The following is a 24,396-nucleotide window of genomic DNA, read 5'->3' as shown; positions in this document are numbered from 1 at the left end:
AGTCCTAATTACATATAAAACGATAAAAAACGTTGATATATAAGTGTTGTGTCGTCATTTCGGTTGGGATTGGACTGGTTCTTTTGCGTATAGGCATTGTTTTTTATGCCAAATTGACAGCGTATATACGGACATGATTCAATAGCAACGTAAGGCACACTAATTTAAGGGATGATGATAAATGATGCCAACCATAATTACAGATGTAAAGAGTTTTGCAATAAAGCCAGACAGACATAATCTAGTTATCGTTAAAATTGAAACAAATAAAGGCATTTCTGGGTTAGGGTGCGCAACGTTTCAATTTAGGCCATTGGCGGTAAAATGCGTAGTCGACGAATATCTAAAACCACTTTTGATTGGTCGAGATGCCAACCAAATTGAAGATTTATGGCAGATGATGACAGTAAATTCATATTGGAGAAATGGCCCGATTACTAATAACGCTATTTCAGGGGTCGATATGGCCTTATGGGATATCAAGTCAAAATTAGCTGATATGCCGCTGTATCAGTTGTTGGGTGGGAGAGCACGTACAGCTATTCCTGCTTATACGCATGCAGTAGCTAAGGATTTAGATACTCTTTATGATGAGATTGATAAGTTTTTAGAGGAAGGATATAAATATATTCGTTGTCAACTAGGGTTTTATGGAGGCAATGCTGAAACTGTAGCAACACCTGAGAATCCGTTGGAAGGATCTTATTTCGATCAAAATGAATATATGAATACCACTTTGGAAATGTTTGAAGCAGTTCAAAATAAATACGGTAATTCATTTCAAATGTTGCATGATGTACACGAAAGGCTTTCCCCGAATCAAGCAGTTCAATTTGCCAAAAAATCAGAAAAATATAATTTATATTTTCTGGAAGATATTCTTCCCCCAAACCAAAACGAATGGCTGGATCAAGTACGCAATCAAACTTCTACACCAATCGCTACAGGCGAATTATTTAACAATCCAATGGAGTGGAAAGAATTGATTATCAAGCGTAGGTTAGATTATATGAGAGCCCATGTCTCCCAAATTGGTGGCATAACGCCAGCACTGAAGCTTGCTCATTTTTGTGATGCTTTTGGTGTTCGAGTAGCTTGGCATACGCCATCAGATATCTCACCAGTCGGATTGGCAGTGAATACGCACTTAAATATCCATTTGCATAATGCTGCAATTCAAGAAAATATTGATATCCCAGAAAACACAAAAAGAATATTCAAAAATATTCCTGAACCCGAGAAAGGGTTCTTCTATCCCATTGAACGTCCTGGTATTGGAATAGATTTTATAGAAGAGATAGCTGAAGAATTCCCTATCGAATATCGCCCGCATGAGTGGACTCAGAGCCGTGTACCTGACGGGACGCTAGTAACACCGTAGGCAAAGCCAATTAGGTTAACTTTGCCTGGATTTATGTGTTTCTTTGTCAAAAGGGGTGATATAGGTACAAGTGTAATCTATCGCCGTAAGTTCGCTATATTCATACACTCGCCCATCATCCAACAGACACCGATTTGTAATTTTCATGGCAGGTGTTCCCTTCTTACACAAAAGTAGCTCTGCCTGGTTTTTGGTTACAGCAGTCGGACTATAACTAGTAATATAGTGAGAAATATTATACCCAAGACTTTGAACGTACTCTTGGATTGAATGTTCAATATGAACTTGATTCAGATTAGGAAATAGTGAAACAGGCATTTTTGAGACTTCAATTTGTTCAATTTTGTAATCGACAACACGTACACGCTGAAATGTCCAAATGTCTTCAGACCGTCCTAACTGAAAGATTTGTTCTTCTTCAGGAGTAGATTTTTCTTTATTAATGGAAATCATTTTTGATGAAATCCTTTTATAAGGAGTCCTGGTCAAGGAATTGAAAATTAAAGGATTATTTTGTAGGTTCTCATAAACATACATGCCCGAACCTTGGACAACTTTGATTATGCCGATTTCATTCAAATTTTTAATCGCTTCTTGGATAGTATAACGGGAGACGTGATAGGTTTCTGCCAACGCTCGTTGATCAGGCAATTTGCCGTTCGGGAATTGTTTCTGATAGATTTTACTTAATAAATCTTGGATAATAAATTCTTTCTTTTTCACTTTACAAATCCTTTCCTAATAACCGATGATTTACTTGTTCTAAGTATATTTTCTATTCTTGAATTGTCAACATCGTAAAAGAAAAAAGAAAGTGGGAGACAGATGAAACGCGTATCTATTTTGAATCGTTTGGAAAAAACGGGGGTCGTGGCAGTCGTCCGCGGCACCACGAAAGAAGAGGCTCTGAAAGCCAGCCACGCGATCGTCGCGGGCGGTCTGAACGGCATCGAACTGACATTCACTGTCCCGAATGCGGATGAAGTCATCCGCGAATTGGCGACATGTTACAAGGATCAACCGGAAGTCGTGGTTGGAGCGGGAACGGTATTGGATGCCATCACTGCCCGTCTAGCGATACTGGCCGGTGCCGAGTTCATCGTCAGCCCGAACTTCGATAAAGCGACGGCTGAGTTATGTAATTTGTACCAAATTCCTTATTTGCCGGGCTGCATGACGATCACGGAAATGAAAGAAGCGCTGAAGAGCGGCTCCGACATCGTTAAATTGTTCCCGGGCAGTGCCTACGGTCCGAGTATCGTGTCGAGCTTCAAAGCGCCGATGCCGCATCTGAACTTGATGCCGACAGGCGGCGTCAGTCTTGCGAACATGCAGGAATGGTTCGATGCCGGCGTCATCGCGGTTGGCGTCGGCGGCAACCTGCTGGCACCCGCTGTGACCGGTGATTTCGCTAAGGTGACCGAAGTGGCAAGGCAGTACGCGGATAAGTTTGCGGAGATCAAAGGAATCTGAATAAACAACAAAAAGAGGTTGGAACATTTTATTGTTCCAGCCTCTTTGAATTATCATCCTACTTACACTATTTAACGATCCCAAAACCGCCGGCCCAAGTGATTTCTTCTTTGACGGCCAATGTCATCTGCAGGAAACCGAATGCTTCCAGCTCGCGTGCGCGTTTCAAGCTGCCGGCGTCAATGACAGTTAACGGGCAGTCTTTCAGTGCAGTGATCAATTGATCTTTCGCGTCTGCGAAATCAGAAGCCAGCAACACGACTGTAGGGATTTCACCGCCGACTTTACCTGAATCCAATGTTCCGGCGAAATTTGTGTTGAAACCTTTGACAACTTTGCTGTTTGGAAGTTTCTTTTGGATTTCTGAAGCAGCAGATCCGTCCGCCGGCACAACCAATTCGTCCCACGTTTCAAAATTTAAGGGATTGGTGATATCAACGACAATTTTTCCGTCCAATTGCTCTTTATAAAGGCTGATCACTTCATCTACTGCAGGATAAGGGACTGCCAATACAACGACTTCAGACAGTGTTGCATTCGTCTCATGTCCAACATAATTCACTGCATTTCCTGTAGCTTCAAAATTCTTTGCGATTGCTGCTGCCATATTGCCTTTTCCGAAAATTGTTACGTTCATTTTGGTTCCTCCTGAGAAATTTATTGTGTATGGAATGAGATATTCGTCCCATGCATTTATTATAGACATCCCAGCTATCAAACTGTAAGTAGGCACTTTTTAATCAGTAGGTTACAAAAAGGTGCGTACTAGGCAGCCGGGATGTTGTCCTATAAGATGGGGATAATTAAATTTGATTGGGGATGTAAACATGTTTGAACATATTGCGTGGATTTTTGAGTTAACATTAAATACGAAAGAGTTATCTGGTTTGAAAGAACTAATGAATGAAATGGTGAACGCAACAAAGGAAAATGAGCCCGGCACATTGGCCTATGAATGGACTGTTTCGGAAGATGGAGAAATTTGCCATATTTATGAATGCTACGAAAGTGATGAAGCTACTTTAGCGCATCTTGCGACATTCAAAGAAAAATATGCTGCACGTTTGATGGCTTTCGGTGATGCAACCAGTTTTGTCGTTTATGGTGCACCGGATGCAGCAGTAAACGAAGCTTTGGACGGTTTTGGGGCTAAATATATGGCGCCTATCGGTGGGTTCAGACGTTGATACAAAAGGAGCGGAATATTAATCATGAAAAGTATCGAAGAATTATTAGGCTATCAAGGTAAGGCAGTCGTAATCACCGGCGCGGCTTCAGGCATGGCAAAATCTGCCGCAGAACTATTATTGAGCCTAGGAGCAAAGGTCTACGCTGTCGATCGCAATGAGACGGACTTACCCGTATTTCAATTCATTCCGGCTGATTTAAGCCAAAAAGCGACAATCGATGAGGTTGTGGCACAATTACCCGAGAAAATTGATGCATTGTTCATGTGCCATGGTGTGGGTATCGGCAAAGGCAAAGAAAAATTCATCCAGATGGTCAATTTTGTTGGTCAACGCTACATGGTTGAGGAACTTTTGCCGAGAATCACAGATGGCGGTTCAGTGACTTTCATTTCCTCCACTGGCGGCTACGGTTGGGAGCACAACATGCAGAATGTTGGCGAAGTATTGGCTTGCCCGACCTTCGAAGCAACTGAAAAATGGGTGGATGAGCACGTAGATCTGTTTACAGATGGACAGACTCCGGATCCTTATCAGTTCTCTAAGCAATGCGTCACTGCATATGTCAAATCAAAAACGCGTGCACCGGAGTTCATTGGACGTAAAATCCGCATCAACGCAATCGGGCCAAGCTTCACTTCTACGGCTCTGATCAAAGAGTTCAACTTGGCTGCCAGCAGTGATGGCACGGAAGCCGGTGGCGCACAAGTGCTGCACGATCTATACCTGAAGAGCTGGAACGGCCGAGCAGGTCTACCGGAAGAAATGGGTTATCCGTTGGTATTCATCGGCAGCGACCTGTTCAGTTACCTGAGCGGGCAGGTTTTGTACATCGACTTTGGTATGACCGGTGAATTGGATTATCAGGCAGCAACGGCAAAATGATGTTTTTATAATAGTATAGGTATGAAGAGGGGCCGTCTCAATGCGAGGCGGTTCTTTTGTCGCGTGGACATGGATAATTGGCCGTTATCCATGTTTTATCGATCCATAAACAGCCTAAGCCGACCAACCCGCTGTTCGGTTTTCCCTGTCAACCCTGTTCGGAATCGTGTGCTTTTCAGGCCTTGGCTGCGGTGATAGACTGTGTCTATGAATTAAAACCATACAGAAAAAAGCAAAGAAGAGGAAAGTACTTGTTGGATAGTCCTTCAGAGAGCTCTTGGTCGGTGGAAAAGAGCGGACGGCAGCACAGGAAAAATGGCCTCAGAGTTGATGCGCTGACAGGGAGATCCCTGCAGGCGCGTCCGGATGCCCCCGTTAGACAGGCAGCAGTATCGGAGGCGATGAATCCCTCTGTACTGATTGAGATGGCAGTCGTAAGATTGTCATGAAGCAAGGTGGTAACGCGATCTAACCGTCGTCCTTTCTGGAATCGATCCAGGGAGGGCGACTTTTTATTTACATCTGAGGAGGAAAACATATGACAGACAACAACAGAAGAAAATTGATTTTTGATGCTTTCGACAACAAAGAAACGGAGCGTGTGCCGGTTGGTTTTTGGTTTCACTTTGTTTTCGGTGATGATCAATTCCGTGGTTTGGAGGACAGATTGGTTTTGGATCGAGTGATTGACGGGCACAAGGATTTCTATGATGCCTTCAACCCGGATTTCGTGAAGATCATGAGCGACGGCTTCTTCGGGCATCCGAGCCTGTTGGAAAAAAAGATTGAGCATGCGGATGACTTATACAACGTCAAGGCTGTGGGGCCGAACCACCCTTGGATAACGGAGCAGGTCAAGACGGTCAAACAAATCAAGGAATCCTTCAACGGCGAAATCGCAACCTTCTATAATATCTTTTCGCCAGCGAACTATATCCGGATCGCCTTCGAAGCGTGGGATAAGGATTCCGAAAAATTCACCCGTTTCTTTGAAACGGATCCGGGCGCTCTCGCTTATGCGGCTAACGAAATCGCCAAGGATGTGGCGGTTTTGACACAAAAAGTCATCGAAGAAGCAGGTGCGGACGGCATCTACTTGAGCGTGCAGAATGTCCAAACCAGTGCAGCAACGAAAGAAGCCTACCACACCTATATCGCGCCGAGTGAATTGGATGTGTTGGCGGCGGCGAATGCAGCCAGCGACTACAACATCCTGCATATCTGCGGCTATGAGCATAATCAAAACAACTTATCATATTACCAGGACTATGAAGCAAAAGCCTACAACTGGGCGGTCCACACAGAAAAAATCAGCCTAAAGGAAGGCAAAGACTTCTTCGGCAACAAAGCGGTGATCGGCGGATTCGACAATAACGCCGGCACGCTGTTGGATGCAGGAAACGAAACGGACATCGCCCAATTCACAGCCGACCTCATCCACGAAATCGGTGAAACAGGCGTCATCATCGGAGCGGACTGCACCGTCGATCCGAAAATCGAACTGGAACGTTTGGAATTGGTTAGGCAAACAGCTGCGGGCGTCTCAGGCAAAAACAGAAGACAAACGGCGTCGCTGCACAATTGAAAAATTCGTGGTGTTCGGCACAGGCGGTCAAGCCTGATAGCCAATCGGTATTATATTTGATAGAGCAGCCGTGATAGAATCAAGCACATAACTTAAACAGCCATCTTCCGAAGAACCGGAAGGCAAAGAAAGGAGGGGTCCTATGGTCGGGATCGTCATCATCGGTTGCGGGGATGTTTCGAAACAGAGGCACGCCCCTCTAAGCCATAAAAACGAAAAAGTCGATATGATCGGATTCTATAACCGTACGATTGCCAAAGCAGAAGCATTCCAAAAGAAGTACGGTGGAAAAGTCTATCGGACCCTTGAGGAAATCTGGGAAGACGGAACGGTCGATGCCGTCATCGTCGCTACAAACGAACAATCGCACAGCCCTATCACCATCGCTGCGCTGGAAGCAGGTAAACATGTGCTGTGTGAAAAGCCGATGGCGGATTCGGTGGCCGAGGCAGAACGAATGCAGCAGGCGGCTGAGAGAACGGGCAAAAAACTGATGATCATCCATAATCAACGGTTGTATCCCGCACATCAGCTGCTGAAAAAATTACTGAGGGAGGGGACACTCGGAAAGGTCCATGCTTACCGGACGATGTTAGCCAACCAAGGCCAGGAAAATGACGGTTGGGGTACGGCATTCCCTGATTTCTACGATCGGATTGGCCATACAAACGGGGCTTTGGCGCAAGTGGGCGTCCACCGCATCGACTTGCTGAACTACTTGTTCAGCGAAGATCCCGTCACCGCAGTGTTGGCTCAGACTGCGACGCAAGGCAAGCAGTTGGAGGACGGAAGCCCGGTTCCTTATGAGGATTACGCGGTACTGCAACTCCAACATCGCTCAGGCATCCAAGGGACCTTGCTGACCCACTGGTTCGATTATTCGAACGAAAAGCAGACCGTCATCTACGGAGAAAGGGCTACTGCCGTTACTTATGCGGACGGGCACCCGGTGGCAATCTACCGGAAGAACGGGGAAAAGACCTATTTGGATGATCCGTCGCAGGATGGCTTATATACAGAACCATTGACACCGATCGTCGACAAGTTTGTCGAAAGCATCGAACAGGACACTATCCCTTTTGTGACAGCGGAACAGGGGATAACGGCATTGCGCATTCTTGCCGCCGCTTACCGATCGCGAGCAACGCAGACATGGACACCAATCGAACAGGAGGACGCACAACATGACAGAAACATTTAATGGAAGAAAACGAATAGAAGCAGCTCTCGCAAAGCAACCTTTGGACAGACCGGCCATTTCCGGTTGGCGCCACATGCCGTTGGTGGACAGGGATGTTGAGGCGTTCGCCGAAGCGACGATCGCCTTCACGGATGAGAATGATTGGGACCTGATCAAGCTGATGTCGCAAGGGCAATTCTTTGCGGAAGCCTTCGGAACTCCGATTACCTTCTCGACGGATGCGAAGGAATGGGCAGGGAAAATCCTGGAGTATCCGATCCGGAGCGCGGAAGATTTGGCCCGCTTGGAGCCGCTACGGGCGGGAAATCCGGTGATCCGTCGCGAAGCCGCTTTTGCCAAGAGAATCGTGGAACACTACAATGGCGAAAGAGTGGTCGTCGGCACCGTGTTCTCGCCATTGTCTTGGGTGAAGCAATTTGCTCCAGGTAACGATTCGATCGCGCATATCGTCGACGGACCGGAAGAAAGTCCAATCGCAGATTTCCTGGAGAACCACCGTGAGGAATTGAAGGCAGCGCTCGATGTGCTGCATGCCTCCAATAAGGTGTTCGTGGACGAATTGATCGCGGCGGGCGTGGACGGTTTCTTCATCGCCGAGCAGTACAGCCAGCGCGGCGACATTTCCGAAGCCGATTATGCAGCTTTTGCAAAACCTTATACGGATGACCTTTTGGCATACATCAAGGACCGCACCTGGTTCAACATCATGCATGCCCATGGACATGTCGATCTGGCTGTGGAACGTTTTATCGATTACGATGTCCAAGCCATAAACTGGGAAGACGGCAGCGATCACGCGGAGGATCCGACCCGATTGAGCTTCCGGAAGTTGCGTGCATTGACGGACAAACTGCTGATCGGTGGCATCTCGCCAAAAACCGATCTGACGTTCTCGAGTCATGCGCAGGAAATCGAAGACTTGTTGGTCGATCGCTTGGCGGATGTCATCGCCGAAACGGGAGACACGGGAATCGTATTTGCGCCGGGATGCGCAATCTCATTGGAAGCCAACCCGGATTTTTATCAACGCATCAACGCGGCTGCCCAAAAAGTGCAGGCGACAATCATAAAAACAGCGAACCATTAAACGAATCAGAAACATACAGGAGGAGTAAATTATATGAAGAGAAGAAGATTATTGACGACAGTGAGTTTATTGGGAGCAGCATTTTTGGCCGGATGCGGCCAGACGGATGCGGAAACGACGAGTGAAGCAACGAGCAGTTCCGCAGCTGAGACGGTGGAAGTGACCACAGTGACAGTAGCGCATACGCAAAGTTCCGCGCCGATGAATTATGTGGATGAGAACGGCGAATCGACCGGCTATGAAGTCAGCGTTTTGAAAGCCATCGACGAGTTGTTGCCGCAGTATGAATTCGAATATGTGCCGACTTCCGACGAGGATCTGCTGATCGGGATCGAATCCGGCAAGTATGATGTCGGAACAAAAGGCGCTTGGTACACAGAGGAACGCGCTCAGAAATTTATATTCCCTGAAAATTATATCGGTGCCAGCAGTATCGGGGTGCTGATCCGTTCGGAAGATGCGGCTGAAATAACCGATTTGGAATCATTTGCGGCTGCCGGCAAGAGCCTTGTTCCGATTTCACCGAACAATGCCCAGTACAACGTGATTCAAGCCTTCAATGATGAACACCCGGATACGCCGATCGAATTGACTGCGGCAGATGTGTTCGAAATCGCGGATGCCTACACATGGTTGTTGGAAGGACGCTATGATGGCTATTTCGCCGTTAAGACCGCTTATGAGGTAAATGTGCTAGCGGAAGGTGCACCATACAGCCAATACAAGGATGATTTCTCCTACTTCGTCTACGAAGCGCTGCCGACTTGGCCGTTGTTCAACAAAGAACAGCAGGAATTGGCCGACGCATACGATGAAGCCTTCCTGCAATTGGAAGAGGACGGTACGATCGATGACCTGATGATCGAGTTCCTTGGCGAAAACACATTCCAATACGTGAAAGAATAACAATAAGAGCGCCACGGAGGACAGGATAGACAAAGGGAGGCTAAAAAATGAATCGTCCATTCGACATCACTTATATTTGGAAGTCCGTTCCGGAAATCCTTTCCGGTCTGGGCGTGACGCTGCAATTTTTGATCGGAACGATCGTGATCGGAGGGATCTTGGGATTCTTGGCGACTTGGGCAAGGCTCAGCGGTCCAAAATGGCTGCGGGCAATCGTCCATAGCTATATCTGGATTATCCGCTGCACGCCTTCGATCGTCATGATGTTTTTGGTCTTTTACGGCTTGCCAGAGTTGCTGTTGGGCGTTTTTGACATCGACATCAACAGCTGGAATCGCCTCTACTTTGTCATTATCGCTCTGTCTCTTCTGTTCTCGGCGCCATGTTCAGAAATCATGCGTTCGGCTTACTTGGCAGTCGCCAAAGTGCAACGCGAGGCTGCCCTCAGCATCGGCCTCACCGAAGCACAAGCGTTCAGAAGAATCGTTTTGCCCCAAGCCCTCGTGAGTGCATTGCCGAACCTCGGTAATTCGTTCATCCTGTTGATGAAAGAGGGGGCTTTGGCCTACACCATCGGCATCGTCGACATCATGGGCAAAGGCCAGCTGATCATCGCGCGCAATTTCGGCGGTTATTCGATTGAGACCTACATTGCATTGGCGGCCATCTATTGGCTGTTGACGTTGGCGATCGAGAAGGCATTCAAGCTGGCGGAAGACAAATTATCGGCAGGAAAACAACCGCTGCGCGCGGCATAAGAGAAAGGAGCAAGACGCATGACCATTGATTTAGCCTATGTGCAGGAAATTTTGTTCCTTGTGTTGAAGGGCATCCCGACAACGCTGCGCTTGACCTTTATTCCCTTGCTTATCGCGCTGCCGTTCGCTTTCCTGATCGCCGTGGCGAGACAGCGCAACATTAAAATACTGGCCCGCGTTTCCCAAATTTACGTGTCCTTCATCAGAGGGACGCCCTTAATCGTTCAGATTCTGGTGATGTACAGCCTCTTCCCGAGTCTGCTGAACGTACTCGTGAGAAGTCAGGGACTCGATTATGACGTCTTCGGCATTAATCCAATCTATTACGCCTATATCGTTTTTACTTTGAATACGATCGCGATCCTGTCTGAGGTTTTCCGTTCGGCCCTCGAAACGGTCGACAAACGCCAGCTTGAGGCGGCCCTTTCGATTGGGCTGCTGCCGGTCCAGGCCTACAGTCGCATCGTGATTCCACAAGCATTGGTGGCGGCAACGCCGAACTTGTGCAACAGCACCGTCAATCTGCTGAAATCGACCTCTTTGGCTTTTCTGATGTCGGTGCAGGATATCACAGCCATCGCCAAGACGGAAGCGGCATTCGGCTACAACTATCTTGAGTCCTATCTTGTGATTTTCATTGTGTACATCGTCCTCTGCTCGCTCGTTCAGGTATTCTTCCAATTGTTGGAGCAGCGCCTGTCCCTCTACAAGCGCGGACGTACCGTTACGAAAAAAACAGTGATGGAGCCGGAATACTATGAGGATGTACGAAAGGAGCGATACCATGCTGGAATTGAGGAATATTCATAAGAAATTCGGTGAACTGGAAGTCTTGAAAGGTGTGGACATCGCAGTCGAAAAAGGCGATATCGTCGTGATCCTAGGCCCAAGCGGTTCGGGCAAGACGACCTTGTTGCGCTGCATCAACTTCCTGGAGCGCGCCGACGAAGGCTCGTTGCATTTCGACGAGATTCAGACCGATTTTTCGAAAGCAAGCAAGAAAGACATCAACGCGGTAAGGAAAAAATCGGCGTTCGTTTTCCAAAATTATGGCCTGTTCGACAATAAGACGGTGTTGGATAATGTCACCGAAGGCCTGATAATCGGAAGGAAAGTGCCGAAGAAGGAAGCCATCGAAACCGCCATCCGCGCCTTGGAAAAAGTAGGCCTGAGCGACCGCGTGGCTTACTACCCTTCGCAATTGTCAGGAGGCCAGCAACAGCGGGTTGGCATCGCCCGCGCTTTGGCGGTGAATCCGGACGTCATCCTGTTCGACGAACCAACATCGGCTTTGGACCCGGAACTGGTCGGCGAAGTGCTGCAGGTCATCCGCAAACTGGCCGAGGAAGGTACCACCATGGTCGTCGTCACGCATGAGATGACCTTCGCCAAGGAAGTTGCCAACCGGGTCATCTTCATGGATCAGGGCGTCATCGTGGAAGAAGGCCCGCCGGAGGATATTTTCGGCAATCCGAAAGAAGCCCGTACCAGAGAGTTCCTGCAGCGGATTCTGGTAAGGGTTTGATCTCGGAGCAATCCCCTGCATCGCTCGTCCTGCCGTTCACAACTGGGGCCGGGCTTTTTTGTGTTGCAGGATGTATCGGTTCTGCCTGTCACAGGTGTTCGGAAATCGGAATTATACGAAAGCAATCCGAGATGGTAAGATACTCATACGCGCTATAAACGGAATGACTTCCAATATAGGATGAATAAATATGAAAAAACGTCAGGAGGAACAGTATGTTGAAAGATAAATGGGTCATCACTACAACGCTAGCAATCAGTTTGGTGTTGGCGGGCTGTTCGACTGGTGATGCCGCAAATACAGAAAACAGCGAAGGAACTGCCGCTACATCAACACCCGCCGCAGCCGAGCAAGTCATTACGATCACGAATACGGGGGAGTTGGCTTCCTTGGACAATGCCGTTTCGGCCGACAACTCCAGCTTAGTGGTGCTCGAGAACGCAAATGAAGGTCTTTACCGCGTCGGTGACGATGGCGCGTTTGAACTGGGTATCGCAGCAGAAGAGCCTGTCATCAGCGAAGACGGACTGGAGTATACCTTCAAAATCAGGGAAGATGCAAACTGGTCGAACGGTGATCCGGTGACCGCGGAAGATTTTGTCTATACCTACCAAAAAATTGTGGATCCGGCGACGGCGTCCCCAAACATCAATAAACTGTACCCATTGAAGAATGCGGAAGCGATCAACAATGGGGAGTTGGACAAAACGGAACTGGGTGTCGAAGCAATCGACGAGAAGACCGTGAAGTTCACTTTGGGAAATCCGACCGCTTATTTCAAGGATCTGTTGGGGACATCTTCATACTTGCCGCAGAACCACCAAGTGGCGAACGAATTGGGCAGTGCCTACGGAACAAACAGTGAAAACACTGTGTACAACGGACCTTTCGTCGTGGAGGGTTGGGAAGGCACGGATCTAAACTGGTCGATGGTTCCTAATGAAGCCTATTGGGACGCGGAGAACGTCCAATTGGATCAGATCAATTGGGAAGTCAGCAAAGAAATCGCCACGAACATCAATCTGTTCGAATCCGGAGCAGTCCAGTTGACGCAGATCAGCAATCCTTATATCGAGCAGTATGCAGGGTCCGAAGCTTTGGTGACGGAGCCGAAAGCTCTGTCCGGCTATGCCTGGTTCAACCAAGGCCGCACGAGCACAGCCAATGTCCATCTGCGGAAAGCTTTGTCTTATTCGTTCGACAAGGAAGCGTATGTGGATACCGTTTTGAATGACGGATCCGTACCTTCGAATGGTTTTGTTCCTTCCAATTACGCCTACAATCCGGAAACGGATGAAGATTTCCGCGAAGAGAGCGGCGACTTGGCCGTCTATGATGTGGAAACGGCTCAGGCCGAGTGGGAAACTGCGAAGGAAGAGCTCGGCATCGAAACGCTGTCGCTCGAATTCCTGACTTCCGATACGGAAACATCCAAAACAACGGCCGAATTCCTGCAATCGCAATGGCAAGATAACTTGCCGGGTTTGACGATCACGATCCGCAATGTGCCGCTGAAGAGCCGGATGGAATCGACTACGAACGGCGATTACGATATCGCCTATGGAACGTATACCCCGAGTTATGCCGATCCGATCGCCTTTTTGGAGATGTATGAATCCACAAGCGGCCTGAACAGTTCTCGTTTTGCGGATGAAGGCTACGACGCTTTGCTGGACGAAACCAGAAGTACGTACGCCAACGATCCGGAAGGCCGTTGGGAAGCACTGTTGGCGGCTGAAGAAACACTGATAGCCGAGAACGCCGTGAATGCGCCAATCTATCAAGGTGCCAACGCCAATTTGATCGATCCGTCCTTGAAGGATGTGCAGATCCAACCAGTGGGTGCAGCGATGTACTTCCGCACGGCTTACGTGGAAGAGTAAATTGATAACAGACTGAAAACAAGCACTTGAGAAAATATCCGCTTAACGGACTTGCCTTCATAAGGCAACCGTTAGTCGGATATTTCCTTATATCGATGCGAAAAGCGTCAAAGAAAGGCGGATGAGGAACATGAACGAAAAACTATTGGAAAGATTCATCGCATACGCAAAGGTCGACACGCGTTCGGACGACAGCAGCTACACGGTACCATCCACGCACAGCCAGGTGACATTCGCCCTGGAATTGGCGAAAGAATTGATTGCAAGCGGTTTGGAAGAGGTAGAATACAATGAAACGAACGGCTTCCTGACGGCGACCTTGCCGAGCAATACGAAAGAGGCAGTGCCGGTCATCGGTTTCATCGCGCATCTGGACACGGCCGATTTCAACTCGTTAAACATCTGTCCCCAAGTCCATTATGCTTATGATGGCGGCGACATCGTCCTGAACGCGGATGAACAGATCATCCTTTCGCCGAAGGAATTCCCGCGCCTGCGCAACTATATCGGGGAGACGGTCATCACAACGGACGGCACGACCTTGTTGGGCGCCGATGACAAAGCCGGTATTGCCTCAATCGTTACCGCCTGCGAGCAATTCATCGCGCATCCGGAACGGAAGCACGGAAAGATCCGCCTCGCTTTCGGACCCGACGAGGAGCTGGGAGCACGCGGGGCAAAGCTGTTCGATGTGGACCATTTTGCAGCCGACTTCGCCTATACGATCGATGGTGGGCCAATCGGAAATCTGACCTACGACAACTTCAATGCGGCCCAGGCGGAGCTCACCATCCGCGGCACGAGCGTCCATCCGGGTTCCGCAAAGGATACGATGGTGAATGCTTTGCTGGTCGCCAGTCAATTTGCGACAGCTTTGCCTCAAGCGGAGACTCCGGAACGCACCAGCGGCTACGAAGGCTACTACTTCCTGACTTGCCAGAGCGGGACCGTCGACGAAGTCAAACAGACTTACTACATCCGCGATCATGACCGGGAAGGTTTCGCTGCCCGCAAGCGTTTCTTCACCGAACAGGTGGCGGCTTTCAACTCGCAATTTGCCGAGCCGCGTATTTCTTTGACGTTGTTCGACCAATACTACAATATGCGCGAAATCATCGAGCAGCATCCGGTCGTCGTCGATCTGGCTGTGTGGGCATATGAAGCCTGCGGCATCACGCCGGTCTTCAAACCGATGCGCGGCGGAACGGACGGCTGCATTATCTCGCACAAAGGCTTGCCGACCCCGAACCTGTTCTCCGGCACCGAAAACGGCCACGGAAAATACGAATTCGTGACGCTAGAGACGATGGGGAAATCAGTAGATGTCATCATGGCGATCGTCGAACAGAGTGCAGCGGTTAACAGCATTATTCGCGCGAACAAACAGCAAGGTTAGTCCGGTGATTATGGTAAGGGCAAAAAAACGGATCCCTGGTCGGAATCCGTTTTTTGAACATACTGTTTTGATTGCAAGGCAAATTCTTGCATACTGTTTTCTACTTCAAATAGTCTTTATGGAATTGCAGATGTTCTTCTATGAAAGAAGCAATCGTAAAGTAACTGTGATCGTATCCGACCAATTTTTCGTAGTTCACTTTTTTGCCGTCAGCAACCTGCAGGAAGGCTTCCTCGTTCAGCTGGACTTCATAAAAAGCATCAGCTGTCCCTTGCGAAATAAGGATGGATGGAGCGATAGCAGTTTCCGCAATCAAGCTGGTCGCGTCCCATGCTGCCCAAGCTTTTTCATCCGACCCCAAGTAGGCGGTGAAGGCCTTTTTTCCCCAAGGAACCTGTGATGGATTCAAGATAGGTGCGAAAGCGGAAATGGAACGGTAGCGCTCCGGATTTTTCAATCCGATGACCAACGCGCCGTGTCCTCCCATCGAATGGCCCATGATGCTCTCTTTTCCTGAAAAATTTGGGATCAGAGTGTAGACAAGCTCAGGCAATTCTTTCGTTAAATAGTCATACATCCGATAATTTTTTGCCCACGGTTCCTGGGTAGCATTCAGATAGAAACCGGCGCCTTGACCCAGATCCCAGTTTTCGTCATCCGCCACATTCGTTCCGCGCGGAGAAGTGTCCGGCATGACAACTGCCAACTGATGATGGCTTGCGTATTTTTGGAATGCGCCTTTTTGGCTGAAGTTGTCGTCCGTGCAAGTTAGTCCCGAAAGCCACCAGACCAAGTCGGTCAGCATGTTGTCCATTTGTTTCGGCAGGAACAGGCTGAAAACCATGTCACAATCCAGCGTTTCAGAATAGTGACGGTATTTTCTTTGTTCGCCCTCAAACACTTTATGCGTTTCGATTAAGATTGTTGTCATATCTTTATTCTCCATAGGTCAAGATGGTACGGATGGATTCCCCTTTGTGCAACAGATCGAAGGCTTCATTGATGTCGGTGAAATTCAGGTGATGCGTGATGAAACTGTCCAGATCGATTTCGCCATTCATGAAATCCTCCACCATTCCGGGTAGTTCCGTGCGGCCTTTGACACCGCCGAATGCGGAACCTCTCCACACGCGTCCTGTCACCAATTGGAACGGGCGGGTGTGGATTTCTTTGCCGGCACCGGCAACACCGATGATGATGCTTTCGCCCCAGCCTTTGTGGCAAGCTTCCAAAGCGGCTTTCATGACTTCGACATTCCCGATGCATTCAAAACTGTAATCCACGCCGCCGTTGGTCATTTCGATCAAGACTTCCTGGATCGGGCGATCATGCTCGCTTGGGTTGACGAAGTCAGTGGCGCCCATTTTTTTAGCCAGTTCCCACTTGTCGGGATTCATATCGACCGCGATGATGCGTTTGGCTTTGGCTTTTTTCAAGCCTTGGATAACGGCCAATCCGATCGCGCCCAGTCCGAATACTGCAGTCACTGCACCTTCTTCAACTTTTGCCGTGTTTTCGACAGCACCAAGGCCGGTCGTCACGCCGCAGCCGAACAACGCGACTTTATCCAGAGGTGCTTCCTTATCGATATTGACCAGGTTGATTTCATTGACAACGGTGTATTCGCTGAAAGTGCTTGTCCCCATATAGTGATAAATAGGATCACCATTATAGGAGAAACGGGTCGTGCCATCCGGCATCAAGCCTTTTCCTTGGGCTTCGCGCACGGCTGAACACAAATTCGTTTTACCGGACAGACAGAATTCGCATTCCCCGCATTCCGGCGTGTAAAGAGGAATGACATGGTCCCCCGGCTTGACGGAAGTGACTTCATCGCCTACGGAAACGACAACGCCGGCGCCCTCATGCCCCAACACGGCAGGGAAAACACCTTCCGGATCGTCGCCCGACAAAGTGAAGGCATCGGTATGACAGACGGAAGTGTAAAGGATTTTCACCAATACTTCTTTGGCTTTTGGCTCTGCCACATCTATTTCCACGATCTCCAACGGTTTGCCTGGTCCAAAAGCGACAGCTGCTCTACTTTTCATAATTTTATTTCCTTCTTTCTTTAAAAATGGTATTTCGTTCTGTTTCAGAATACTATATAATGACTCATGTGTGAATACTGACATAATTGTCACTATGATTAATTTTATGAAAAGAGGCTGCCCAATGATCCAATACCAAGAGAAAGAATTTTACAATACAAAAGATTTAGCCTTATCTGTTGTGGGCGGAAGATGGAAAATTGCAATCATCTGGTCCTTGCTCCACAACGGTACGCTGCGGCTGAGCGAGTTCAACAAGATCCTTCCTGACATCAACCAACGGATGCTGATCCGCCAGTTGCGGGAGCTGGAGCGCGACCTGATCATCGCAAGGACGGTCTATCCCGTTGTTCCTCCGAAAGTCGAGTATCATCTGACCGACATCGGCAAGGAATTGGCGCCTGTCGTCCAATCCATTTGCGACTGGGGAGACCAATATCTGAAAGTCATAACAGAAGAATAGCCTCTGATTGAATCATTAGCCGGATGATTATCAGGCTGCAAGAATCCTGAAAACCCGCCAAACCCGTTTTGGCGGGTTTTTAGTGTCGAAAGGTGAGTGGAATACCCCGCCAAAAACCAGTTGGCCGCTTATCTCAGCGAATATAACGCAAAATAAACGGCCAAACGACCGTTGGCGGGTTAATTCAGCCAAATCAAAAGAAAAATACCCCGACACACTCCTCAAAATATAAAACTAACCGTCGACCACCATAATAGTTGTACGAACAAATTAAGTATGCTATCTTAATTTGTAAGTACATCTATTTTGTGCGGATGCAAATGTTAACGGTTGCAATTATAAAGGAGGCGTTTTTTATCATCACCAGATCGAGAATATCCAAATTGTTGCTTTGCGGTATGGCCATCAGCATGGCTGCCGCGGTCCAGTCCAAGTCACAGGTGCACGCGTCGGAAACGGATGAGCCCACCACTTTCTCGAATGCATCGGTCCACGATCCGTCCATCATCCAAGATCAGAAATCCGGGATGTACTATGTGTTCGGCTCACATATCGCAGCTGCGAAATCGTCGGATCTGATCAATTGGCAGAATTTCACCAACGGCTACACCAGTACGGACAACACGATTTACGGGGATTTGAGCGAAAATCTTTCCGAATCCTTCGCCTGGGCAGGGGAAGATGATGCTGACAGCACAGGCGGCTACGCGGTATGGGCGCCGGATGTCATCTGGAACAAACACTATCGAAATGCAGACGGCAGCAAAGGCGCCTACATGCTGTACTACAGTGTTTCCTCCACCTATATCCGCTCGGCGATCGGTCTGGCTGTGTCCAAGAATATCGAAGGACCATACGCGTATGTCGATACGATCATCTATTCCGGATTCGCGGAGGAAGAAGCGTATGATGCGAACAGTGACGTCAACAAGCAATGGGAGAGCACGAATATCGATGAACTGATCGAAGAGGGCGTGCTGGAAGAGCCCAATCCCGAGTGGTTCACGGAAAACGGCGCCTACAACAATGCAGACTACACGAACGCCATTGATGCGAATATCCTTTATGATAAGCAAGGGAAACTGTGGATGACATACGGTTCGTGGTCAGGCGGGACGTTCATTCTTGAGCTGGATAAAAAAACGGGCATTCCGCTTTATCCGGGCGAAGACGGAGTGACTAAGGACGGCAGAATGATCGATAGGTATTTCGGGACCAAGATTGCCGCTGGGTATGGGCGTTCTTCTGAAGGGACTTATGCCGTCTACGACAAAGAAGCAGGCTATTATTATCTTTATTTGACCTATGGCGGACTGGCTTCGGATGGCGGTTACCAAATGCGCCAGTTCCGATCGAAGTCGATCACGGGACCTTATGTGGATGCGGCCGGCAATGAAGCCGTGTATCCTGAGTCCTTCAACAAAGGCGTAGGCAATTTCCCTGGGGTCAACGATCACCAGGATATCGGCAACAAGCTGATCGGAAACTTCCTCTTCACCCGGGAATTGGGTGAGGACGGAACCGGGGACGGCGTCGGTTATCTGTCGGCGGGACACAATTCCTATTACATCGATGCAAAAGCTGATAAGGAATTTCTCGTATTCCATACTCGCTTCCCGAACAAAGGCGAGACGCATGAAGTGCGTGTCCATCAGACATTCAAGAACAGCAACGACTGGCCGGTTCCGACACCGTATCGCTATGCTGGCGAGACGATAACGGAAGTGGCGCAGGAAGAGGTCACCGGCACTTACAAGTTCGTCAACCACGGTAACCAGATCACCGGCCAATTGACTGAGTCCACAATGGTTCAGTTGCAGGCTGACGGTACGGTTGAGGGTGCGCAGGAAGGTACATGGCGGCTTTATGATGGCTATCGGGCCGAGCTGAAAGTGGCGGACGGCACTTATGACGGGGTCTTCATCAGCCAATGGGATCCGACGACAGAAGCTTGGGTCATGACCTTCAGTGGTATGTCCGAGAACGGACATGTCATTTGGGGAAGCCAAACAAGCACGGCAACGGACTCGGAACAGATGGAGAAAATCAAAGCCGAGCTTACGGCGTCCATGCCTGAATCCGTCATGAAGGACATCGTACTGCCGACAACCGCTGCGGGCGGCAGCACCATCGAATGGGCTTCCTCCGATCCTGCTGTCATCTCAGAAACGGGCATCGTCACTCGTCCCGAAGCGAGCCAACCGGCAGCGCTCGTGACGCTGACCGCACTCATCCAAAATGAGCTGCAATCGGAGCAAGTCAGCTTCGAAATCCAAGTCGAACCGAAGGAAGCCGGCAAGCTTTCGGCTTATTATTCCTTCGATGATACTTATCAGAATTCGGCAGGCGATCAGACCGATGCGCAAGTGACTGGAGACCGGATCAACAACACGGGCGGAACTGTGCCGTTCGTTGATGGTATGAAAGGGCAGGCCGCTTCGTTCGACGGCAAATCCGGACTGTCGCTTGGAAAGGGCTTGATCACTCAGAATGCCTATACCGTAGCTTTTTGGATCAATCCAGCCGAGCTGAATCAGTTCACGACTGCTTTCTTCGGCGCTGCCACAGAGCAAAGTTGGATCAGTCTGACACCTGTCGGGCCGGCCAATCAGACGATGCTTTGGTCCGGCCAGCAATGGTACGATGCGCCCATCGGTTCCACCATCCCTGCTGATGCGTGGACGCATTTGGCCTTTACGGTAGATGCCGGCAAAATTTCGGTCTATATCAACGGCGAGGCGAAGTTCGCAGGAGAGGCATTCCCGAACATCTTCGAAGGTGCGGCAGCATCGTTCAGTCTGGGAGTCAACTACTGGGATCAACCGTTTGAAGGGCTGATTGATGAACTGTACATCCAAGACGGCATTGTCCTTCCGGCGGATGAAATCAAAGCGTTGTACGATGAGGCTTCCGCAGCAAATCCGGATGCGCTCGTCGCCGAAGAAGCCATCAGTCAATCTACTTTGTTGTATGGCGCACTCGCATTCGGAGCTGTGGCAATTGCAAGGGTACCGATGCACTATTACAAAAAATCAGGTAAGAAAATAGAAGAGTAACTTATTCAAGGGAAAAGTATTTTTTCCCTTGAACGGGAACGCAAAAGAGGGCCGAATCGTTGATTCTGGGCCTCTTTTGGTGGTTTCCGGCTATGGCTGAGCCGAAAAGATCAGAAGGGTTCTGGCTTTACTTCAGGCTACGTTTGTTCGATAATGAACATGAATGTGGCTCATTTTTATTACAAACTTTTGTCTGATAGGAGGATAATGAAATATGATTACACTTTTTCAAACGATTGAGCCGTTGGAATTGCTGTTCATCATTGGTGTGGCCGGCACTGTCTTGACATTCCCGCTCAATGATATTTTGTCTGTGGGCTTCTACGACATCACTGACTTTTTCCTGGGTATTTTGATGACGAGCCTGCTTGTCAATGCGCTGCAAAAATCGGATGGCTGGTCATTTGGCTTGTTCGCATCGGCTTTTCTGGTTGTTTCAGCCCTCATCATCGCCTTCAAAATTTTCTTTGTACTGCCCTTATTGAAACGGGCAGAAAACAGCACCATCACGAGTTCAAAAGATTTGGAAGGCAAAGAAGCGACGGTGACTGTGCCGATCGGGCAGAAAACGATCGGGGAAATCATCGTATCAACCGGATTCGGTAAAATGAACAGAATGGCGCTCATCTATGCCTGTTCTGCTACAGAGGATGTGTTGAACATCACCAACGGGGAAACGGTGTTGATCATTGAAGTTCGGGATAATATCGCATATGTGACACCGTACAAAAATGCTGTCCACGATTTGGTGGATGAACCTGCTACATGGAATCAAAAAAAATATAAAGGTGGGAAATAAATGACGAATTTTTTGGATCAGTTTATGGGTATCGGTATTTTAGTGGTTTTACTGGTGGTTGCCTTGATAATTTTCATCGGGCGCTACAAGACGGCTTCGCCGGATAAGGCGCTGATCGTCAGTGGGAGTTTTCTTGGCAGAAAAAATACTTATATCGATAAAGCGACAGGCAACACGATGAAAGTTGTTCGCGGTGGCGGTACTTTTGTCATACCAGTATTTCAGACAGCCAAGGAATTATCGCTCTTGTCGAGTAAATTGGAAGTCAGCACGCCGGCTGTCTATACGGAGGAAGGGGTTCCCGTTTCTGCGGATGGGACGGTCATCATCAAGGTCGGTTCCACAGTGGAAGAAATTGCCACGGCGGCCGAACAATACTTAAGTAAGCCAACAGAGGATCTGGAGAATGAAGCCCGCGAGGTTTTGGAGGGCCATTTGCGTTCCATTCTGGGTTCCATGACTGTCGAGGAAATCTATAAGAACCGTGATAAGTTCTCACAAGAAGTGCAAGCGGTCGCCAGTGTGGACCTTGCGAAGATGGGATTGGTCATCGTCTCTTTCACTGTGAAGGAAGTGACGGATGAAAATGGTTATCTGGATGCCCTTGGGCAACCGCGTATCGCCCAAGTCAAACGGGATGCGTATATCGCTCAGGCAGAAGCTGACAAGGAGACGCGCATCAAGCGTGCCCAAGCGGAACAAGAATCGCAGCAAGCCGAAATTTTGAGAGAGACCCAAATTGCGGAATCAAATAAACAAAAAGAATTGAAGTTGGCTTCATTCCGCCAGGAGCAAGATGTAGCCAAAGCGAAAGCCGATAATGCCTATGCCTTGGAAAAAGCGCAGCTGGATATCTTGTTGAAAGAAAAAGAAATGAACGTTGAAATCACGGAACGTGTGAAACAAATCGAACTGGAAGAGAAAGAAATCGTCCGGAGAGAAAGACAATATGATGCAGAAGTGCGTAAGAAAGCCGATGCAGAGCGGTATGCCATCGAAACAAAAGCGGCTGCCGACAAACAAAAAGCGATCTGGGAATCCGAAGCGCGGGCCAAGGAGAAAGAGCTGAACGGTTTGGCGGAATCCGCCAGCATCCTTGCAATCGGGGAAGCCGAAGCGAAAGCGAAGGAAGCTTTAGCGAACGCATTGAAACAATACGGGGAAGCAGCCATCTTGACGATGCTGATCGAAAAATATCCGGATATCGTGCGTGCTGCTGCTGAGCCAATTTCCAATATCGACAGAATCACGGTAATCGATGGCGGCAACGGCAGCCAAGGCGCTGCCAAAGTAGCCAATTATGCCAGCCAAGTCCTGACTGCCACACAGGAAGGTCTCAAAGAAACGACCGGTTTGGATGTGACGGCGTTAATCGAATCGTTCGTCGGAAACAAAAATATCGGCAGCAAATTGGGTATGCTCAATGAGACAATGGCAACTGAAATTTCAGCAGATAAGGCAATGAGTCCATCTGGATCCGACAAAGAACCGGAAGTCTCCGTTTCTTAACAGCAGGCATGCAGGTATGATTTTGCAAACAGAATACGCATAAAATCAGAATCCTTCGGAAGCATAAGAGCTCCGAAGGTTTTTTTGATTTTGATCGGGTCAGCTGTGGTAAAATAAAGGAATAATGAATAAATCACAAATGGAAAAGGGGCGCACATATGGCTTATCATGTTTTTCGGTCGCCTAGCCGGTATATTCAAGGAGTAGGTGCTATAGACGCATTGGGGAAGGAAGCGGCTGTCTACGGAAAAAAGGCATTCCTGCTTACGGATGATTTCGTTTGGGGCTTGCTCCAGGGAAAAGTGGAACGGGCTCTGGAGGGTTTTCCCTATCATTATGAAGCATTCACTGGCGAAGCCTCGCTGGAAGCAATGGTCCATTTGGCTGACGAGGTCGCTGATGCGACGGCGGACGTCATCATTGGCCTCGGAGGCGGCAAAATCATCGATGTTGCGAAAGGCATCGCAGCTGCATGCGAATTGCCGGTCGTGATTGTCCCAACCACTGTATCCACGGATGCGCCGACCAGCGCCATATCGGTGCTCTATACGCAGGACGGGTTGTTCGACCATTACCGTTTCTATGCGAAGAACCCTGATCTGGTTCTTGTTGATACGCAAATCGTTATCCAAGCACCGATCCGTTTTTTTGCAAGCGGGATGGCGGATGCCTTGGCTACCTGTGCGGAAGCGTTGGCAACAACGGCCTCCGGAGAGAATGCGTTAGCCGGAGGATTGCCAACGATTGCCGGCACCGCCATTGCGAAGGCCTGCGAAGAAACCTTGTTCCGTGAAGGCCTCAGCGCGTTCACTGATGTCCAAAAAGGATTAGTGACGCCGGCTGTCGAGGCGATTGTTGAGGCGAATACGCTGCTGTCGGGACTGGGGTTTGAAAATGGCGGCTTGGCTGCCGCGCATGCTATCCATAATGGCTTCACGGCCATCAAAGGCGAGGTCCATCGCTTGACGCACGGGGAAATAGTTGGCTTTTGCCTATTGGTCCAACTCGTTCTTGAAGGGCGCCCTCAAGAAGAATTCAAAAAATACAGCCGTTTCTTGGCGGCAATCGGCATGCCGACGACTCTGGCCGAGATGCATCTGACCGGAGCCACGCGTGAAGAGCTCGTTAAAGTCGGAAAACTTGCTGTATCCCAGAGCAACACCATGAAAAATCTAAACAAAAACATAACGGCTGAGCAAGTCGCCGACGCCATTTTGGCGGTGGATGGACTTGTCGGAAAGGAATGATCGG

Annotated in this window: 21 protein-coding genes, 1 pseudogene and 1 other annotated feature; of the genes and pseudogenes, 18 read left to right on the top strand and 4 right to left on the bottom strand. The window is 48.9% G+C overall.

Annotation, left to right across the window (positions count from 1 at the left end):
* Window positions 1-181 precede the first annotated feature (181 nt).
* The gene (locus tag BLV66_RS10485) at window positions 182-1,381 is read left to right on the top strand and encodes an enolase C-terminal domain-like protein (RefSeq protein ID WP_086986119.1); all 1,200 of its coding nucleotides are present in this window, start codon (window positions 182-184) and stop codon (window positions 1,379-1,381) included.
* 15 nt (window positions 1,382-1,396) lie between these two features.
* Here the strand turns inward: BLV66_RS10485 and BLV66_RS10480 are convergent, their stop codons facing one another.
* The gene (locus BLV66_RS10480) at window positions 1,397-2,104 is read right to left on the bottom strand and encodes a GntR family transcriptional regulator (RefSeq protein WP_086986118.1); all 708 of its coding nucleotides are present in this window, start codon (window positions 2,102-2,104) and stop codon (window positions 1,397-1,399) included.
* A 102-nt stretch (window positions 2,105-2,206) separates the two neighbouring features.
* On the opposite strand from BLV66_RS10480, the gene BLV66_RS10475 reads away from it, so the two are divergent.
* Window positions 2,207-2,854 (top strand): bifunctional 4-hydroxy-2-oxoglutarate aldolase/2-dehydro-3-deoxy-phosphogluconate aldolase, encoded by a 648-nt coding sequence (locus BLV66_RS10475; RefSeq protein WP_093114559.1) that lies wholly within the window; start codon window positions 2,207-2,209, stop codon window positions 2,852-2,854.
* 67 nt (window positions 2,855-2,921) lie between these two features.
* Here the strand turns inward: BLV66_RS10475 and BLV66_RS10470 are convergent, their stop codons facing one another.
* Window positions 2,922-3,491, bottom strand: a complete 570-nt coding sequence (locus BLV66_RS10470) for an NADPH-dependent F420 reductase (RefSeq protein WP_086986116.1) — start codon at window positions 3,489-3,491, stop codon at window positions 2,922-2,924.
* A 190-nt stretch (window positions 3,492-3,681) separates the two neighbouring features.
* On the opposite strand from BLV66_RS10470, the gene BLV66_RS10465 reads away from it, so the two are divergent.
* From BLV66_RS10465 to pepT, 11 genes and pseudogenes are all read left to right on the top strand, one after another.
* A complete protein-coding gene (locus BLV66_RS10465; protein ID WP_086986115.1) occupies window positions 3,682-4,041 on the top strand; it encodes a putative quinol monooxygenase in 360 nt (119 codons plus the stop codon).
* A gap of 24 nt (window positions 4,042-4,065) precedes the next feature.
* Window positions 4,066-4,926, top strand: a complete 861-nt coding sequence (locus BLV66_RS10460; protein WP_086986114.1) for an SDR family oxidoreductase — start codon at window positions 4,066-4,068, stop codon at window positions 4,924-4,926.
* Window positions 4,927-5,152: 226 nt separating this feature from the next.
* Window positions 5,153-5,412, top strand: a binding site (T-box leader).
* Window positions 5,413-5,464: 52 nt separating this feature from the next.
* Entirely contained in the window at window positions 5,465-6,511 is a 1,047-nt protein-coding gene (locus BLV66_RS10450) for a uroporphyrinogen decarboxylase family protein (protein WP_086986112.1), read from the top strand.
* 142 nt (window positions 6,512-6,653) lie between these two features.
* On the top strand, window positions 6,654-7,712 hold the full coding sequence (locus BLV66_RS10445; protein WP_086986111.1) for a Gfo/Idh/MocA family protein: 1,059 nt from the start codon (window positions 6,654-6,656) through the stop codon (window positions 7,710-7,712).
* Window positions 7,696-8,799, top strand: coding sequence for a uroporphyrinogen decarboxylase family protein (locus tag BLV66_RS10440; RefSeq protein WP_086986110.1), 1,104 nt, complete (start codon window positions 7,696-7,698; stop codon window positions 8,797-8,799). Before BLV66_RS10445 ends, BLV66_RS10440 begins: the two co-directional genes overlap by 17 nt.
* A gap of 33 nt (window positions 8,800-8,832) precedes the next feature.
* Entirely contained in the window at window positions 8,833-9,705 is an 873-nt protein-coding gene (locus tag BLV66_RS10435) for a transporter substrate-binding domain-containing protein (RefSeq protein ID WP_086986109.1), read from the top strand.
* Between the two features lie 47 nt (window positions 9,706-9,752).
* On the top strand, window positions 9,753-10,463 hold the full coding sequence (locus BLV66_RS10430; RefSeq protein WP_086986108.1) for an amino acid ABC transporter permease: 711 nt from the start codon (window positions 9,753-9,755) through the stop codon (window positions 10,461-10,463).
* 24 nt (window positions 10,464-10,487) lie between these two features.
* A pseudogene (locus BLV66_RS10425) lies at window positions 10,488-11,165 on the top strand (amino acid ABC transporter permease); the annotation flags it as partial.
* An 82-nt stretch (window positions 11,166-11,247) separates the two neighbouring features.
* Window positions 11,248-11,988 carry an amino acid ABC transporter ATP-binding protein gene (locus BLV66_RS10420; protein ID WP_086986106.1) on the top strand — a complete coding sequence of 247 codons (741 nt, stop codon included), beginning with the start codon at window positions 11,248-11,250 and terminating at the stop codon, window positions 11,986-11,988.
* Window positions 11,989-12,203: 215 nt separating this feature from the next.
* Window positions 12,204-13,871, top strand: coding sequence for a peptide ABC transporter substrate-binding protein (locus BLV66_RS10415; protein WP_086986105.1), 1,668 nt, complete (start codon window positions 12,204-12,206; stop codon window positions 13,869-13,871).
* Window positions 13,872-14,001: 130 nt separating this feature from the next.
* Entirely contained in the window at window positions 14,002-15,267 is a 1,266-nt protein-coding gene (gene pepT / locus BLV66_RS10410; RefSeq protein ID WP_086986104.1) for a peptidase T, read from the top strand.
* Between the two features lie 100 nt (window positions 15,268-15,367).
* On the opposite strand, the gene fghA is transcribed toward pepT, so the two are convergent.
* Window positions 15,368-16,198, bottom strand: a complete 831-nt coding sequence (gene fghA / locus BLV66_RS10405) for an S-formylglutathione hydrolase (RefSeq protein ID WP_086986103.1) — start codon at window positions 16,196-16,198, stop codon at window positions 15,368-15,370.
* 4 nt (window positions 16,199-16,202) lie between these two features.
* A complete protein-coding gene (locus BLV66_RS10400) occupies window positions 16,203-17,318 on the bottom strand; it encodes an S-(hydroxymethyl)glutathione dehydrogenase/class III alcohol dehydrogenase (RefSeq protein WP_086986102.1) in 1,116 nt (371 codons plus the stop codon).
* A 124-nt stretch (window positions 17,319-17,442) separates the two neighbouring features.
* Between BLV66_RS10400 and BLV66_RS10395 the strand changes: the two genes are divergently transcribed.
* The 5 genes from BLV66_RS10395 to BLV66_RS10375 all read left to right on the top strand — a co-directional run bounded on the left by BLV66_RS10395 (window position 17,443) and on the right by BLV66_RS10375 (window position 24,392).
* Window positions 17,443-17,781 (top strand): winged helix-turn-helix transcriptional regulator, encoded by a 339-nt coding sequence (locus BLV66_RS10395; protein WP_083546523.1) that lies wholly within the window; start codon window positions 17,443-17,445, stop codon window positions 17,779-17,781.
* A 320-nt stretch (window positions 17,782-18,101) separates the two neighbouring features.
* Window positions 18,102-20,837 (top strand): lipocalin-like domain-containing protein, encoded by a 2,736-nt coding sequence (locus BLV66_RS10390; RefSeq protein ID WP_218131838.1) that lies wholly within the window; start codon window positions 18,102-18,104, stop codon window positions 20,835-20,837.
* Window positions 20,838-21,051: 214 nt separating this feature from the next.
* Window positions 21,052-21,636, top strand: a complete 585-nt coding sequence (locus BLV66_RS10385; protein WP_086986101.1) for an NfeD family protein — start codon at window positions 21,052-21,054, stop codon at window positions 21,634-21,636.
* Between the two features lie 12 nt (window positions 21,637-21,648).
* Window positions 21,649-23,145, top strand: coding sequence for a flotillin family protein (locus BLV66_RS10380; RefSeq protein WP_281251193.1), 1,497 nt, complete (start codon window positions 21,649-21,651; stop codon window positions 23,143-23,145).
* A 158-nt stretch (window positions 23,146-23,303) separates the two neighbouring features.
* Window positions 23,304-24,392 (top strand): glycerol dehydrogenase, encoded by a 1,089-nt coding sequence (locus tag BLV66_RS10375; RefSeq protein WP_086986100.1) that lies wholly within the window; start codon window positions 23,304-23,306, stop codon window positions 24,390-24,392.
* The last annotated feature ends 4 nt before the right edge of the window (window positions 24,393-24,396 follow it).

The organism is Trichococcus collinsii (genome assembly GCF_900107505.1).
In the GTDB taxonomy this organism is placed as follows: Bacteria; Bacillota; Bacilli; order Lactobacillales; family Aerococcaceae; genus Trichococcus; species Trichococcus collinsii.
Note: the sequence above shows the minus strand (reverse complement) of the source record. Positions and strands in the feature narration are given on the sequence as shown.

Bases quoted from the DNA above. Each gene is read 5' to 3' on its own strand.
- BLV66_RS10485 (WP_086986119.1), top strand. From the start codon at position 182: ATGATGCCAACCATAATTACAGATGTAAAGAGTTTTGCAATAAAGCCA.
- BLV66_RS10475 (WP_093114559.1), top strand. From the start codon at position 2,207: ATGAAACGCGTATCTATTTTGAATCGTTTGGAAAAAACGGGGGTCGTG.
- BLV66_RS10470 (WP_086986116.1), bottom strand. From the start codon at position 3,491: ATGAACGTAACAATTTTCGGAAAAGGCAATATGGCAGCAGCAATCGCA.
- BLV66_RS10465 (WP_086986115.1), top strand. From the start codon at position 3,682: ATGTTTGAACATATTGCGTGGATTTTTGAGTTAACATTAAATACGAAA.
- BLV66_RS10460 (WP_086986114.1), top strand. From the start codon at position 4,066: ATGAAAAGTATCGAAGAATTATTAGGCTATCAAGGTAAGGCAGTCGTA.
- BLV66_RS10450 (WP_086986112.1), top strand. From the start codon at position 5,465: ATGACAGACAACAACAGAAGAAAATTGATTTTTGATGCTTTCGACAAC.
- BLV66_RS10445 (WP_086986111.1), top strand. From the start codon at position 6,654: ATGGTCGGGATCGTCATCATCGGTTGCGGGGATGTTTCGAAACAGAGG.
- BLV66_RS10440 (WP_086986110.1), top strand. From the start codon at position 7,696: ATGACAGAAACATTTAATGGAAGAAAACGAATAGAAGCAGCTCTCGCA.
- BLV66_RS10435 (WP_086986109.1), top strand. From the start codon at position 8,833: ATGAAGAGAAGAAGATTATTGACGACAGTGAGTTTATTGGGAGCAGCA.
- BLV66_RS10430 (WP_086986108.1), top strand. From the start codon at position 9,753: ATGAATCGTCCATTCGACATCACTTATATTTGGAAGTCCGTTCCGGAA.
- BLV66_RS10420 (WP_086986106.1), top strand. From the start codon at position 11,248: ATGCTGGAATTGAGGAATATTCATAAGAAATTCGGTGAACTGGAAGTC.
- BLV66_RS10415 (WP_086986105.1), top strand. From the start codon at position 12,204: ATGTTGAAAGATAAATGGGTCATCACTACAACGCTAGCAATCAGTTTG.
- pepT (WP_086986104.1), top strand. From the start codon at position 14,002: ATGAACGAAAAACTATTGGAAAGATTCATCGCATACGCAAAGGTCGAC.
- fghA (WP_086986103.1), bottom strand. From the start codon at position 16,198: ATGACAACAATCTTAATCGAAACGCATAAAGTGTTTGAGGGCGAACAA.
- BLV66_RS10400 (WP_086986102.1), bottom strand. From the start codon at position 17,318: ATGAAAAGTAGAGCAGCTGTCGCTTTTGGACCAGGCAAACCGTTGGAG.
- BLV66_RS10395 (WP_083546523.1), top strand. From the start codon at position 17,443: ATGATCCAATACCAAGAGAAAGAATTTTACAATACAAAAGATTTAGCC.
- BLV66_RS10390 (WP_218131838.1), top strand. From the start codon at position 18,102: ATGTTAACGGTTGCAATTATAAAGGAGGCGTTTTTTATCATCACCAGA.
- BLV66_RS10385 (WP_086986101.1), top strand. From the start codon at position 21,052: ATGATTACACTTTTTCAAACGATTGAGCCGTTGGAATTGCTGTTCATC.
- BLV66_RS10375 (WP_086986100.1), top strand. From the start codon at position 23,304: ATGGCTTATCATGTTTTTCGGTCGCCTAGCCGGTATATTCAAGGAGTA.